Source organism: Rhodococcus sp. 05-2254-2, from assembly GCF_002259095.1.
GTDB lineage: Bacteria > Actinomycetota > Actinomycetes > Mycobacteriales > Mycobacteriaceae > Rhodococcoides.
In genome coordinates, this window is record NZ_NOZJ01000021.1 from 326,407 (window position 1) to 341,147 (window position 14,741).

The 14,741-nt window shown below is 65.9% G+C and carries 12 protein-coding genes; 9 read left to right on the forward strand and 3 right to left on the reverse strand.

The window, feature by feature from the left end; all coding sequences use genetic code 11:
* Nucleotides 1-40: 40 nt before the first annotated feature.
* Together CH283_RS24375 and htpG are read right to left on the reverse strand one after the other, a co-directional pair.
* Nucleotides 41-841, reverse strand: a complete 801-nt coding sequence (locus CH283_RS24375) for a crotonase/enoyl-CoA hydratase family protein (RefSeq protein WP_094639498.1) — start codon at nucleotides 839-841, stop codon at nucleotides 41-43.
* An 81-nt stretch (nucleotides 842-922) separates the two neighbouring features.
* Entirely contained in the window at nucleotides 923-2,848 is a 1,926-nt protein-coding gene (gene htpG, locus CH283_RS24380; protein ID WP_094639499.1) for a molecular chaperone HtpG, read from the reverse strand.
* Nucleotides 2,849-2,942: 94 nt separating this feature from the next.
* Here htpG and CH283_RS24385 point away from each other — a divergent pair, with 94 nt between their 5' ends.
* The 8 genes from CH283_RS24385 to CH283_RS24420 all read left to right on the forward strand — a co-directional run bounded on the left by CH283_RS24385 (nucleotide 2,943) and on the right by CH283_RS24420 (nucleotide 11,981).
* Nucleotides 2,943-4,058, forward strand: a complete 1,116-nt coding sequence (locus CH283_RS24385; RefSeq protein ID WP_094639799.1) for an MBL fold metallo-hydrolase — start codon at nucleotides 2,943-2,945, stop codon at nucleotides 4,056-4,058.
* A 19-nt stretch (nucleotides 4,059-4,077) separates the two neighbouring features.
* Nucleotides 4,078-6,474 (forward strand): HAD-IC family P-type ATPase, encoded by a 2,397-nt coding sequence (locus tag CH283_RS24390; protein WP_094639500.1) that lies wholly within the window; start codon nucleotides 4,078-4,080, stop codon nucleotides 6,472-6,474.
* A 42-nt stretch (nucleotides 6,475-6,516) separates the two neighbouring features.
* Complete coding sequence (locus CH283_RS24395) at nucleotides 6,517-6,705, forward strand: antitoxin (RefSeq protein ID WP_068051116.1); 189 nt, start codon at nucleotides 6,517-6,519, stop codon at nucleotides 6,703-6,705.
* A 77-nt stretch (nucleotides 6,706-6,782) separates the two neighbouring features.
* On the forward strand, nucleotides 6,783-8,411 hold the full coding sequence (locus CH283_RS24400; protein ID WP_094639501.1) for a Na+/H+ antiporter: 1,629 nt from the start codon (nucleotides 6,783-6,785) through the stop codon (nucleotides 8,409-8,411).
* Between the two features lie 28 nt (nucleotides 8,412-8,439).
* Nucleotides 8,440-9,633 carry an alpha/beta hydrolase gene (locus CH283_RS24405; RefSeq protein ID WP_255183326.1) on the forward strand — a complete coding sequence of 398 codons (1,194 nt, stop codon included), beginning with the start codon at nucleotides 8,440-8,442 and terminating at the stop codon, nucleotides 9,631-9,633.
* A complete protein-coding gene (locus tag CH283_RS24410) occupies nucleotides 9,630-10,802 on the forward strand; it encodes a sensor histidine kinase (protein ID WP_094639800.1) in 1,173 nt (390 codons plus the stop codon). The genes CH283_RS24405 and CH283_RS24410 overlap by 4 nt, the downstream gene beginning before the upstream one ends.
* Complete coding sequence (locus tag CH283_RS24415; protein ID WP_094639503.1) at nucleotides 10,799-11,608, forward strand: LytR/AlgR family response regulator transcription factor; 810 nt, start codon at nucleotides 10,799-10,801, stop codon at nucleotides 11,606-11,608. The genes CH283_RS24410 and CH283_RS24415 overlap by 4 nt, the downstream gene beginning before the upstream one ends.
* A 67-nt stretch (nucleotides 11,609-11,675) precedes the next feature.
* Nucleotides 11,676-11,981: a hypothetical protein gene (locus CH283_RS24420; RefSeq protein ID WP_231893895.1), complete on the forward strand. Its 306-nt coding sequence runs from the start codon at nucleotides 11,676-11,678 to the stop codon at nucleotides 11,979-11,981.
* 13 nt (nucleotides 11,982-11,994) lie between these two features.
* Here the strand turns inward: CH283_RS24420 and CH283_RS24425 are convergent, their stop codons facing one another.
* Nucleotides 11,995-12,762, reverse strand: coding sequence for a GAP family protein (locus tag CH283_RS24425; protein ID WP_094639504.1), 768 nt, complete (start codon nucleotides 12,760-12,762; stop codon nucleotides 11,995-11,997).
* A 20-nt stretch (nucleotides 12,763-12,782) separates the two neighbouring features.
* Between CH283_RS24425 and CH283_RS24430 the strand changes: the two genes are divergently transcribed.
* Nucleotides 12,783-14,525, forward strand: a complete 1,743-nt coding sequence (locus CH283_RS24430) for a sodium/solute symporter (RefSeq protein WP_068283549.1) — start codon at nucleotides 12,783-12,785, stop codon at nucleotides 14,523-14,525.
* The last annotated feature ends 216 nt before the right edge of the window (nucleotides 14,526-14,741 follow it).

The following is a 14,741-nucleotide window of genomic DNA, read 5'->3' on the forward strand; positions in this document are numbered from 1 at the left end:
AAACTCGTAGTGGGGCCCGAGTTTCCACTCACCTGGCGAGTCAGCGTCCTCGGAACTCGGGATCGCGACGCTCGAGCATCGCGTCGACAGCCTCGGAATGATCCTCGGTGTGGTGTGCGATGGCCTGATAGGCAGCGGAGAGTTCGAGCAAGGATTCCAGACTCTGCTGCTGGCCCTCGCGCAACAACTTCTTCGTCATACGCAGTACCTGCGGTGGGTTGGCCGCCACACGCCGAGCCAGTGCGTGGGCAGCGTCGAGCAGATCCTCGGGCTCGACGACCCGAGAGACCAGGCCCCATTCCAATGCCGTAGCGGCGTCGATGGCCTCGCCGGTGAACGCCATTTCGCTCGCCCGTGCCATACCGATGGCCCGGGGGAGCAGCCAGGCCCCACCGTCTCCGGGAATGATGCCCACCTTGGCGAAACTCTCGGCGAATGTCGCAGTGGTCGAGGCGATTCGGAGATCGCACATCAAGGCCAGATCGCAGCCTGCTCCGATGGCAGGGCCGTTGACCGCGGCGATCGTGGGAATCTCGCAGTGATACAACGCCTTCGGGATTCGTTGGATGCCGTGGCGGTAGCCCTGCCGCAACTCGGCCGGGCTACCACCGAACATTCCATGCTTGTCCCGCATGTGCTTGACGTTCCCGCCCGACGAGAATGCCGAACCGGCACCGGTCAGGACGGCAACCCTGATCGATGGATCCCCGTTCGCGTCGGCGATCGCGGCCTCGAGCGCGTCGATGGTCTCCATCTCGGAGATGGGATTACGGGCCTGGGGGTTGTTCAACGTCCAGACGACCACGTCGCCTTGTCGTTCGGTAAGAACAGGTTCTCTCACGGTCGGGCCTTTCGTTGCTTGGCCGCAGTGGCGCGGTTGAGTGCCGCCTGGGGCACACAACCACACCACTGCCGCAGGCACTCAGATGGTGCGGGTCAATCGATCGGCCAGCAGACGCGAGAACTTCGCCGGGTCCTTGAGCTCGGTGCCTTCGGCCAACAGGGCCGTCGCATAGAGCAATTCGGCGGTCTCGGCGAGGTGCGGATCGTCACTGCGATCCTCGCGAGCTTTCTTCAGTCCCGTCACCAGGTCGTGGGTCGGGTTGAGTTCGAGGATCCTCTTGGAGGTCGGCACGAACTGTCCCGACGCCTTGTACATCTTCTCGAGCTGCGGGGAGAAGCTGAACTCGTCGCCGACGACGCAGGCCGGGGACGTGGTGAGCCTGGTGGACAGGCGCACCTCCTTGACGTCCTCGCCGAGGGTCTCGGTCAGCCACGTGAGCAGGTCGGCGAACTCCTTGTCCTGCTCCTCGCGCTTGGCCTCGGACTCCTTCTTCTCCTCTTCGGTGTCGAGGTCCACCTCGCCCTTGGCGATGGACTGGAACGACTTTCCGTCGAAGTCGGTGACGTTGCCGACCCACACCTCGTCGACCGAATCGGTGAGCAGCAGCACCTCGAGCCCGCGAGCCTTGAAGGCCTCCATGTGCGGCGAGCTCTCGATCTGCTGACGGGATTCACCCGTCATGTAGTAGATCTGCTGTTGGCCGTCCTTCATCCGGTCCACGTACTCGGCGAGGGTGGTCACACCCTCCTCGGAGTTGGTGGACGCGAACGAGGAGATGCCCAAGAGGGTTTCGCGGTTGTCGGCGTCGGAGATCAGGCCCTCCTTGAGGACCGTGCCGAACTGCGACCACAGCGTCTTGTACTTGTCGGGCTGCTCGCTCTGCAGTTCCTTGACCGTGGAGAGCACCTTCTTGGTCAGGCGTCGACGGATCGCACGGATCTGCCGGTCCTGCTGCAGGATCTCGCGAGAGACGTTGAGCGAGAGGTCCGCTGCGTCGACTACGCCCTTGACGAAGCGCAGGTACTCGGGCAGCAGTTCCTGCGAGTCGTCCATGATGAACACGCGCTTGACGTACAGGTGCACGCCGGCCTGGCTCTCGCGCATGAACAGGTCGAACGGTGCCTGCGACGGAATGAACAGCAGCGCTTGGTATTCGAACGTGCCCTCGGCCTTGAACGGGATGACCTCGAGCGGCTCGTCCCAGGCGTGGCTGACGTGCTTGTAGAACTCCTTGTACTCCTCCTCGGACACCTCGTCCTTGGAGCGGGTCCACAGAGCCTTCTGAGAGTTGATCGTCTCCGTCTCGATCGTGACGGTGTCCTCGCCGCCCTCTTCTTCACTCTTGACGCGCTTCTCGACGTCGATGCGAATGGGCCAGGCGATGAAGTCGGAGTACTTCTTGACCAGTTCCTTGATCTTGCGCTCGGACGCGTAATCGTGGAGGTGGTCCTCCTCGTCGGCGGGCTTGAGGGCCAGCGTCACCGACGAACCCTGCGGGGCGTCGTCGACGTCGGTGATCTCGTAGGTGCCCTCGCCGGTGGACTCCCACTGGGTGGCCGTGCTCTCGCCCGCCTTGCGGGTGAGCAGCGTGACCTTCTCGGCCACCATGAACGTGGAGTAGAAGCCGATGCCGAACTGGCCGATCAGTTCTTCGGAGGCGGCCGCGTCCTTGGCTTCCTTGAGCTTCTTGCGAACCTCGGCGGTGCCGGACTTGGCCAGCGTGCCGATGAGGTCGATGACCTCGGCGCGCGACATGCCGATGCCGTTGTCGCGGATGGTCAGCGTGCGGGCCGCAGCGTCGATGTCTATCTCGATGTGCAGATCCGAGACGTCGACGTCCAGGTCCTTGTTGCGGTACGACTCCAGGCGCAGCTTGTCCAGCGCGTCCGAGGAGTTCGAGATCAGTTCACGGAGAAAGCTGTCCTTGTTGGAGTAGATGGAGTGCACCATCAGATCCAGGAGCTGACGCGTCTCCGCCTGGAATTCGAGCTGTTCGGTACTCAATGTCTCCCCTTCTAGCAGCAAAACCGACGCGAATATTCTACGGCAAGACTACGGGTGAGCTGCGAAGACGTCGGCGCCGCCTACTGTGGTGGCCGTGACGAAGACGAAGTTCGTTCTGGGAGCAACGGCAGCACTGAGCGGGGCCTGGTTGGCGCGTGCGCTGTGGGGTCTGCCGTCGGCCATCGGTGCCCGACGCGTGCACATCACTCCGTATGCCGCCGGGTCTCCGCGATACCGCGATCGCCGGTTCCACAACTCCGACCCGAGCTCGAGCTACGTACCGGGGCGCGGCGAGAAGGGACAGCAGAACATGTTCGTCTCGCTCGTCACCGAACGCGGCAAGGGCAGGCCGCAACGCCCGATTCCGTTGGCGCCGCCCATCGCGCCGGTGGACGCGGGCGAGCTGGCCGTCACCTGGTACGGCCACTCGAGTGTGCTCGTCGAGGTCGACGGCTATCGCGTCCTCGCCGATCCGGTGTGGAGCAACCGGGTGTCCCCGTCCTCGGTGGTGGGCCCGGCACGGCTGCATCCGACGCCGGTCGAGTTGGTCGACCTACCGACGGTCGACGCCATCGTGATCTCCCACGATCATTACGACCACCTCGACAAGGCGACGGTGCAGAAGCTGGCGAGTACACAGTCGGCTCCGTTCGTCGTGCCGCTCGGCATCGGCGCTCACCTGCGTAAGTGGCGGGTGCCCGACGAGCGCATCATCGAGCTGGACTGGGACGAGCAGACCAACATCGGCGGCCTCACTGTCACGTGCACCGAGGCTCGGCATTTCTCCGGCCGCGGTCTGACCCGGGACTCGACGCAGTGGGCGTCCTGGGCCTTCGCCGGTCCGATTCGACGCGTCTTCTTCGGCGGCGACACCGGCTACACACCGAAGTTCGCCGAGATCGGCAGCAACTACGGCCCCTTCGACCTGACGCTGCTGCCCGTCGGGGCCTACGACGCCCGGTGGCCGGACATCCACATGAATCCCGAGGAAGCGGTCACGGCGCACATCGACCTGACGGCGTCGGGCATCTTCGTTCCGATTCACTGGGCCACGTTCAACCTCGCCTTCCATCCGTGGTCCGAGCCGATCGTGCGGCTGCATGCCGCTGCGCAGGACGTCGGTGTGCAGGTGGCGGTACCGATGCCGGGCCAGCGCATCGACGGCACCCGAACCCTGCACGACGATCGCTGGTGGTCTCGGCTCGGCTGAGCGGGTTTAAGCTGCACGCATGTCTATCGAGGCCGATGCTCAGCGGGACACCGGGCTGACCGAGGCGGACGTCGCCAGGCTCAGGGCCGAGGGAAAATCCAACGACGTTCCGGCCCGTGCTTCTCGGTCGGTTCGCGACATCGTCCGCGGCAACGTGTTCACCCGAATCAACGCGATCCTCGGTGTGCTGTTGATCATCGTGCTCTCGACGGGCTCGGTGATCGACGGCATGTTCGGGCTGTTGATCGTCGCGAACAGCGGCATCGGCATCGTGCAGGAGATTCGCGCGAAGCGCACGCTGGATCGGCTGGCCATCGTCGGACAGAACAAGCCTCAGGTTCGACGCGAGGGCGTCTCGAAGCAGATTCCCCCCGACGAGGTCGTGCTCGGCGACATCGTCGAACTCGGTCCCGGTGATCAGATCGTCGTCGACGGTGAGGTGATCGAGAGCGCAAGCCTCGAGGTCGACGAGTCGTTGCTCACCGGCGAGGCCGACACGGTGCACAAACTCGAAGCGACGCAGGTGCTGTCGGGAAGCTTCGTGGTCGCAGGCAGTGGGGCGTACCGTGCGACGAAGGTGGGCCGAGATGCGTACGCGGCCAAGCTCGCCGAGGAGGCGAGCAAGTTCACGCTGGTCAAGTCCGAGCTGCGCAGCGGTATCGACAAGATCCTGAAGTTCATCACGTACCTGATGATTCCGGCGGGCGCGCTGATCATCTACAACCAATTGTTCTCCAGCGGTCAGGCTTTGAAGCCGGCCCTCAACGGTATGGTCGCCGCGCTCGTTCCGATGGTGCCCGAAGGCCTGGTGTTGATGACGTCCATCGCATTCGCGGTGGGTGTGATCCGACTCGGTCAACGGCAGTGCCTGGTCCAGGAGCTGCCTGCGATCGAAGGCCTCGCCCGCGTCGACGTGGTGTGTGCGGACAAGACCGGAACCCTCACCGAGAACGGTATGCGGCTGTCCGAGTTGATGCTGATGGACGAGCACGATTCCGACTCAGTCACAGCGGCTCTCGCATCTCTGGCGCACGACGATCCGCGGCCGAATGCGAGCGTGCAGGCCGTCGGCGAAGCGTATCCGGACGCGCCCGGGTGGACGCAGAGCGCCGTGGCCCCGTTCTCCTCGGCCAAGAAGTGGAGCGGACTGTCCTACGGCGACCACGGGAACTGGCTGCTCGGTGCACCGGACGTGTTGCTCGACGCCTCCTCCGACATTGCTCGTCGCGCCGAGGAAACAGGCTCGCGTGGACTCCGGGTGTTGTTGCTCGCCAGCTCGGACCGCTCGGTCGACGACGACGAGGCACCCGGTGTGGTGACACCGCGTGCGCTGGTGATTCTCGAGCAGAAGGTGCGCGAGGATGCCCGAGACACGTTGGAGTACTTCGCAAGCCAGCACGTCGAGGTCAAGGTCATCTCCGGCGACAATGCCGTCTCGGTCGGTGCGGTCGCGGGTTCGCTCGGCCTGCCGGGCGGCGACGCCCCGATCGATGCGCGTGATCTGCCCGAGGACTCCGAGAAGCTGGCCGACGCCGTGGCGTCCTCCACCACGTTCGGTCGGGTCCGGCCCGATCAGAAGCGGGCGATGGTGGGCGCGTTGCAATCTCGCGGCCACACGGTCGCGATGACCGGCGACGGCGTCAATGACGTGCTCGCACTCAAGGACGCCGATATCGGCGTCTCGATGGGTTCGGGGAGTGCGGCCACCCGAGCCGTCGCGCAGATCGTGTTGTTGGACAACAAGTTCGCCACGTTGCCCTACGTCGTGGGGGAGGGGCGACGCGTCATCGGCAACATCGAGCGTGTCTCCAATCTGTTCCTCACCAAGACCGTGTACTCGGTGTTGCTGGCGTTTCTGATCGGGCTCTCGGGTGTGCTCTCGCAGATCTTCCACTTCGAGCCGATTCCGTATCCGTTCCTGCCCCGGCACGTGACGATCGCGGCATGGTTCACCATCGGCATCCCGGCGTTCGTTCTCTCGCTCGCGCCCAACAACGAGCGGGCGCGCAGCGGATTCGTCTCGCGGGTGATGCGGCTGGCCGTCCCGTCCGGTCTGATCGTCGGCTCGTGCACGTTCGTCTCCTACCTGCTGGTCTACGCGGGCCCCAACGCCAGCGAGACCCAGGTGACGCAGGCCAGTACCACCGCGCTGATCACGTTGATCATGATCGCGCTGTGGGTGTTGGCCGTCGTCGCGCGGCCCTACAACTGGTGGAAGATCCTGCTGCTCGGTGGGTCGGTCGGTGGCTATCTGCTGCTGTTCGCAATCCCGTTCTGCCGCACCTTCTTCAAGCTCGATCCGTCGAACGTCGGAGCCACCACCAGTGCGTTGATCATCGGCGGCATCGGTATCGCGCTCGTCGAGGTGGCTCATCGATTCGGATCGGTACTACGCAATCGGCAGAACGAAACGTAGGCTTCCGGGTGTTCCGTTGCACCCGACCGGCAGGAGAGTTTCATGGGCTTCGCAGACAATTTGAAGGGCATGGTCGACAAGGGCAAGGACCTTGCGGCCGAGAACTCGGACAAGATCGACGACGTCGTGGAGAAGGCTGGGGACTTCATCGACAACAAGACCGGCGGGAAGTACTCCGACAAGGTCGACAAGGTTCAGGACGCAGTCAAGAAGGCGATTCCGGACAAGTAGGACCTTTCGGTCTTCCGCATCGGTGATCGTGGCCGTCGGTCGTACCCCGGGGTGCGGCTGACGGCACAATCGTCGGGGTGGACGGACCGATTCTTCTTCTCGTAGTCATCTTCGCGATCGCAGTCGCCGGTTTCGCCAGGCGTATCGATCTGCAGGTCCCGCTTGTCCTGGTCACCGTCGGATCCATTGCCTCGTTCGTTCCCGGGGTCCCGCACGTCAGCCTGTCGCCTCAGCTGATCCTCGGCGTGGTGCTTCCGCCGCTGCTGTACTCCGCCGCGCTGGATTTCTCGTTCGTCACCTTCCGGCGAAATCTCGGTCAGATCCTTCGGCTCGGACTGGTCATGGTGATCGTGACGACGGTGGCCGTCGGCTGGTTCGCCAATCTGCTGATTCCGGAGCTGACCTTGGGTGCGGCTCTGGTCCTCGGTGCCGTCGTCGCCCCGCCCGACGCGGTGTCCGCCGTCGCCGTCGGCCGCAAACTCGGTCTGCCCGCGCGGATGATGGCGATCTTGACCGGCGAGTCCTTGGTGAACGACGCGGCCGCGTTGACTCTGTTCACCCTGGCCGTCGCGTCGGTGACGGGCAGTCGAATCGAACTGGGCTCACCGGTGCTGTTCTTCCTGTACGAGATCGTGGGCGGTGTTCTGGTCGGATTCGTCCTCTCGCGCCTCGTTCGTTTCGTCCGCAATCGCATCGCGGACTCGGCGCTGGAAACTGTGCTCGGACTCGTCCTACCGTTCGCGGCCTATCTGGCGGCCGAGGAAATTCATGCCTCCGGTGTGCTCGCCGTCGTCACGGCAGGCTTCGTTCTGGGCCGCGTCACTGCCGACGTCTCGGTGTCCACGAGGGTCCAGGAACGGCAGGTGTGGCCCACGCTGGATCTTCTGCTCGAAGCATTCGTGTTCGCCTACATGGGTTTACAGCTGAAGTTCGTCATCGAAGAGGTCCAGCGTGAGGGGTTGCCGGTCCACCACGTGTTCGCCTATGCGTTGCTGGTGCTCGTCGCGGTCATAGCGGTGCGTCCAGCGTGGATCTTCGCAAATTCCGGTCGAGACATACTGCTTCGTAAGCTGTTTCGGCGATCTGCGACCGGTGAAGCGGGATTGACGTGGCAGCAGAACCTCGTGCTCTCGTGGGCGGGCATGCGTGGGGTGGTCACGCTCGCTGCGGCGGCCGGTGTGCCGCTGACCACCGTGCTCGGCGACGAATTCCCCGGCCGCGCAGTGATTCAGGCCGTGGCCTTCGTCGTCGCGGTCGGGACGTTGCTGCTGCAGGGGTTGACGCTTCCGCTGCTGATCCGTCGACTCGACGTCGCAGATCCACTCGAGCAACAGCGCAACGACAATCAGCGGCTGCTCTCGCAGGCCATCGCCCGTACCGCGGCGGAGGACTATCTCCAGCGTGCGGCGAAGGACGGAATTGCAGGAGTGGACAGCGAACGTGTCGCGGAGGTGATCGAGCGCGTCCGACGCTCGGTGCGCGCTCGATTGGATGCCGACGAGACCGAGGATCGCGAGAAGCGGATCGCGGCGGCAGGGGCGTTGTTCGATTCGCTGCGGCACAACGTCCTGGTCGCGCAGCGGGCGGCGCTCATCGCGGCCCGCGACTCGGGGGAGTTGGAGGACGAAGCTCTGCGGGCAGTGTTGAATGGTTTGGACGTGGAAGAAATTGCGGCGGAAGCCCGCATCGCACGACGCACGACGTAGACGAACGCAATGTAGGAGCGCAGAGACAGTGAGGTCGACCGGATCGGTGGTCGCCGCGGCACTGGTGTTCGCCCTTGCCGCGTGCAGCACTCCCGCCGCCGAATCGGTCGACCCGGACCCCGTGCAGTCCGCAGGCTCCGCTCCGGCACCCGAGGGCTCCGAACGCGGTGAGATCGTGTCGTCGATGCTGTTGGGTCAGGTCGACATCGGGGTCGCCTACCTCGGCGCGACCGCCACGAAAATCGTCTACCGCACCACCGACGGGGTCACCGGAGGCGGCACGGAGACCTCGGGAACGGTGTTCGTGCCCAAGGGGTCTGCGCCGCCGGGAGGCTGGCCGATCGTCTCGGTCGGGCACGGAACCACCGGTGTCACCGACGAGTGTGCGCCCTCGCTGTACCCGAACCTGTTGGGCACCATCGGCCTGGTGACGCCCTTCCTCGAACGCGGCACAGTGGTCGTGGTCACGGACTACCAGGGCCTGGGAACGGCCGGAGATCCCGCCTACCTCGACCGGGACGCCGCAGCGTACGACGTGATCGACGCGGTCCGCGCGGCCCGCAACGTGGTTCCCGACGTCGGCACCAGGTGGGGCGCGGTGGGCACCTCCCAAGGCGGACAAGCAGTCTGGGCGGCAGCCGAGCGCAACGGCGACTACGGCGACGGTCTGCAACTGGTCGGAGCCGCGGCGCTCTCGCCCACGGCCGATCTGACGCGTTTCTTCGCGCCCGAGACCGAGCAGAGTGTGCCGCGTCAGCTGCTGGTGCCGTATCTCTACGAGGGTCTGCGCACCGCGGATCCGAGTGCCGAACGCTCCGACTACATCCGCGGCACGTTCGCCGACAACGTGACTGCCCTGACCGCCTGCAGTGATCTGCTCGGCTTCTCCAAGGCCGACGCCGGAGCCGTCCTCGATCCGGCCGATGCCCTCCCGGACTCCGAGGAGGCTTCGAATCGGATGACGCGGTGGCTCGAATCGGAGGCGCTACCGACCACTCGCACCGGGGTACCGCTGATGGTCCTGGTCGGCGAACGCGACGACCTCATCGATCCCCGGTGGACCCGCGACGCGGTAGCGCGGGCCTGCGCACTCGGCGACGATGTCGAGCTTCGCTCCGAACCGGAGCAGGGCCATGCCGAACTGGCCGCCAACGGCATCGGAGTCGACTGGCTCGTCGAACGCTTCCTGAACGTGCCCACCTCGACCACGTGCGCGCGATGACCGCGGCACTGGCGGCACTGGCGGTGATCGTGGCCGTGATCGTCTCGGTGATCGCCGTGATCAGCCTGCGCGGTCGACGTGACCTCACCACACCTGCCGAGCGGGCCGTCCACGCCACCCTGCACACCGCCTCGCTGGCGGCCAAGCCGTTGCGCGACGGTCTCGACGCTCGTTCGGCCGCCGCCGCCGCGCCGCATCTGCGGGTGTTGACGGGTGCGGATGCTCTGGGCATCTGCGATCCCGACGGTTCGCTGCTGGCCTGGGACGGGCCGTGGGACGAGCTGACACCGGCATTCGTCGAGGCGGCGAAGCGGGCGGTGGACGGGCAGCGGCGCGTCCTGGTGCGTCTGCCGCTCGGGTCGATCCACGAGGTGAGAGCGCTCGTGGTGCAGCCGTTGGTCGTCGACGAATCTCCGGTGGTCGGGGTGTTGGGAGCCGCTGTCGTGGCCGAGCCAGGACCGGGCATGCTCGGTGCCATCGCCGAGGTCGCTCGCTATGCGTGCGGGCAGATCGAGCTCGCCGAACTCGATGCGTCGAGAGCGCGGTTGGACCGAGCCGAGGTTCGGGCCCTGCGCGCACAGATCAGCCCGCACTTCATCTACAACGCATTGGGCACGATCGCGTCGTTCGTGCGCACCGACCCGGATCGGGCGCGGGAGCTGGTGCTCGAGTTCGCCGACTTCACCCGATACTCGTTTCGCAACGCAGGAGAGTTCACAGTGCTCGCGGACGAGCTACGCAACATCGATCGGTACCTGACGCTCGAACGCGCCCGTTTCGGCGACTCCCTGCAAGTCACGTTGCAGGTCGCGCCCGAGGTGTTGGGCGTCGCACTGCCGTTTCTCGCGCTGCAGCCGCTCGTCGAGAACGCCGTCCGGCACGGCCTGTCCGGTAAGGCCGACGGCGGCCGCGTGACGATCATCGCCGCCGACGAGGGCACCGACGCAGTGATCAGTATCGAGGACGACGGTGTGGGGATGGACCCCGAGGTGTTGCGCTCGGGAAGCCTGCACACCGAGGACGCGGCCCATGTCGGATTGGCGAACGTGGACGATCGGCTGCGGGCAGCCTTCGGAAACGACTACGGTCTCGTAGTGGACACCGCACCGGGCGCAGGCACCAAAGTCAGCATGCGGGTGCCCAAATTCAGGCCGGGAGTGCGGGCATGACGCAGGCTGCCAAAGACAACCCCGGCCGCGGATTGGTCGTCCTCGCCGTCGACGACGAGCGCCCGGCGCTGGACGAACTCGCCTTCCTGCTGCGCCAGCAGGAGACCGTCGCCGAGGTGTTCACAGCGCAGGACGCCACCACTGCCCTGCGGCAGATCCAGAACACCGCCGCCCCGGGGCAACCAGTGGTGGACGCGGTCTTCCTCGACATCAACATGCCCGGGCTCGACGGTCTCGAACTGGCCGGCATCCTGTCGGCATTCGCGCGGCCACCCGCGGTCGTGTTCGTCACCGCCCACGACGACCGGGCACTGGCTGCCTTCGATCTCGGTGCCGTCGACTATCTGCTCAAGCCGTTGCGGGAGGATCGGCTCACCGAGGCGCTGCGCCGGGTGCTGCTCGCGCGGCGTCGACCAGCCGAGTCCGCGGACACCTCGGCCGACGAGGTCATTCCCGTCGAACTCGGCGGAACCACCACCCTGGTGCATCGGTCGTCGGTCGCGTGGGTCGAAGCCGATGGCGACTACGCGAGACTGCACACCTCCAACGGCTCACACCTGGTGCGCATACCCATCTCGGCCCTCGAAAGTCGTTGGGCCGATGCCGGATTCCTGCGCGTGCATCGCTCCTACCTGGTCTCGCTGCGGTTGGTCACGGGGATCCGCAGCGTCGGTTCGGGTCTGGTGGTGTGCCTGCGGGCCAGCGGGAACCTCGCTGCCTGCGAACTGCCGGTGAGCCGACGGCACGCCAGAGAACTCAAGGACAGACTGGTCCGCGGTCCGTTGCAATCGTGGTCGTCTCGGTGACGAGGGATCGGCAGTGAGCCAGCCGCACCGACAGCGGGTGGTGCTCTCGCAACGTCGCGGCGCACGGATGGTGCGCACCCGCGTCGAAGTGCAGGAGCAGACCGAGGTCGGCGACGCTCTGGTTCGTAGCCTGGTTCGCGCGCAGCTGTTGCTGTCGGTGCGCCTGGCGGTGATGACGCTGTCGATTCTGTTCGCAATTCCGTTGCTGGGCATGCTCCTCGCCCGCTTCACCGACGTCGCGCCGTTCGGTATCGGTCTGCCGTGGTTGGTGCTGGGGGTGGCGATCTATCCATTGCTGTTCGGTGTCGGCTGGGTGTACACGCGTCGAGCCGAACGCAACGAGCAGGACTTCACCGCCTTGACCGATGATTGACGTCGCCGAGGGATCAGAGGGCGTTCAGTGTCATGTACGTGCCGAGGCCCAACAGGATCACGGCCAGAACGAGGCCACTGTGCGCGATGAATCCGTCGACGATCGCGTTCAGTGGCCGGCGGGCACGGTCGCGGAAGCCGAGCAACGCGAGTGCGGGTGCCGCGACGCCGAGGCTGGACACCACCACGAACACCACGAGAGCCGCCGCCTGGACGGCCACGGCCGAGGACGCGTCCACGATCACCGCCACGGCCGACAGTGCGATGACCACACTCTTCGGATTGACCGATCCGAGGAGGAACGCGGTCGCGAATGCCCTGCCACCGTCGAGGCGACGTGCTCTGTCCACCCATCCCGGTTCCTCGCGGGCCGGGCCGTGTCGTACGCGCCCGATCAGTGTGCGGGCACCCAGGATCAGCAGAGCGACGCCGAGCGCGATTCTCAACCACCGCACCCAGGCGGACGAGTCCGCGGCCACCACCGCGGTGTCCACGACCACCAAGCCTGCCGTCCCGACGACCGTGACGCCGACCAGCCATCCGGCGGTGAACCGAGCGAGTACGGAACCGGTGTTGAGTGTGGCCAGGGCAGCAGCCATCGCCGTGGTGGGCAGGTGCGCGATCAGCGCCCCGGCCGCCAACGGAAGACACGCAGAGACGGCTGCCGTCACGGACATCAGGTGGCGCTCGTCCACTGCATCGGTAGATCGTCCCACTGCACGACCCGAGATGTCGTCGATTTCGCTACGGTCCGCGAAGTGCGCCGTTCCCGTGCAGGGCATGGCGAGAAGGGGCGGATTCGGTGAACGGGTCCATTCCGATCGCGACGGTGATCGCGCTGCTGGCGGCCGCCGTGGCCACCGTGGGCATCGGTATCTACGGAGTTCGGTTGGCACGCACCACCTCCGACTTCCTGGTCGCCTCGCGAAGCGTCGGTCCACGCTGGAACGCCGCCGCCATCAGTGGTGAATACCTCTCTGCTGCATCGTTCCTCGGGGTTGCGGGGCTCATCGCGAAGTACGGAGCCGATGCGCTGTGGTACCCGGTAGGGTTCACCGCCGGCTACCTGGGTCTGCTGCTGTTCGTCGCCGCACCGCTGCGTCGAAGCGGCGCGTACACGGTGCCCGATTTCGTCGAATTCCGGCTCGGCGCACCATGGTTGCGCACCGTGGCGATGCTCGTGGTCGTGGTCATCTGCGCGCTGTACCTGGTGCCGCAGTTCCAAGGCGCAGGCCTGACGCTGAACATTCTGTTGGGGGTGCCGGGGTGGGTCGGGGCCCTGGCGGTGGGACTCATCGTCATCGCGAACGTCGTCGGCGGTGGCATGCGTTCGATCACCTTCGTCCAGGCCTTCCAGTACTGGCTCAAACTGACCGCGATCGCCATCCCGGCACTGGTGCTGGCCGTGCACTTCTTCGCCGACGACCGTAGCGTCGGCAGCCCCGCCCCGCCGACCGTGTCCGAGCAGACCGTCGTCGACATCACCACCGACGTTCTCGTGCAGGTCGATTCGCCGATCGTCGTGTCGGTGGTGGGAACCCTCGACGACGAGAGCGTCGACGGGCGAGTGCTACTGGACGCAGGTGAACACCGGTTGGGCTCGGGCACGTTGCTGACGCTCGACGCCGGATCGCCTGTTCCCGTCGTCGCAGGCGCGCCGACCACCGACCGAGCGTGGGCGATGCCCGGCGGGGGACTGGGCGGAGCGCATCCCCTCTATCAGGTCTACTCGCTGATTCTGGCCACGTTCCTCGGAACCCTCGGCCTGCCGCACGTGCTGGTGCGGTTCTACACCAACCCGGACGGCCGAGCGGCGCGGTTGACCTCGCTCACCGTCCTGGCGTTGCTCGGCATGTTCTACCTGTTCCCGACGGTGCTCGGCGTCTTCGCCCGCCTGTACGTGCCGCAACTGCTGATCACCGGAGCATCCGACGCCGCAGTGCTGCTGCTGCCCGGCTCGGTGCTGTCCGGAATACCGGGCCAACTGCTGGCCGCGCTGGTGGCCGCCGGTGCCATCGCGGCCTTCCTGTCGACCTCATCCGGTCTGCTGGTCAGCATCGCCGGGGTGCTCAGTACCGACGTCCTCTCGGGCAAGGTCCGAGACTTCCGCGTCGCCGCGATTCTCGCCGGCGCCGTTCCGTTGGCGCTGTCGATCGGCGTTGTCTCCCTTGACCTCTCGCGCACCGTCGGGCTCGTCTTCGCCGTCGCCGCATCCACCCTGTGCCCCCTGCTGGTACTGGGCATCTGGTGGCGCGGACTCACCGCGGCGGGAGCGGCAGCCGGACTGTTCCTCGGCGGCGGCATCTCTCTCGTCGCTGCGTCGATCTCCGTCGTCACCCCCATCTCCGACGGCGTCCTCGGCGGCTGGGCAGCAGCGATTCTCGGCTACCCCGCCGCCGTCAGCGTGCCCGTCGCCTTCGCCGCGATGATCGCCGTCAGCCTCGCCACCCGAAAAACCGTCCCGCCCGACATCTCCCGCATCTTCGCGCGACTGCACCTGCCCGAAGGCCTCGACATGGGCAAAGATCGCGAGCGCGAGCTCTGAGACCGCTGGGTCATTCCGCAGGCTCCACCGCTCAACTGCCATTCTCGACCGCTTGTCGCACACTCCCGCTTCCCATCGTGTGATCGACACCACCTCCTGATTTTGTGACCTGACTCTCATTACTGTTCCGAGTCAGCTACAGCTCACATCTACTTCAGGAGTCCAAGGTGACCGCACCGGAAACCAATTCGCCACCGGACGCGCAAGCGTTCGTCG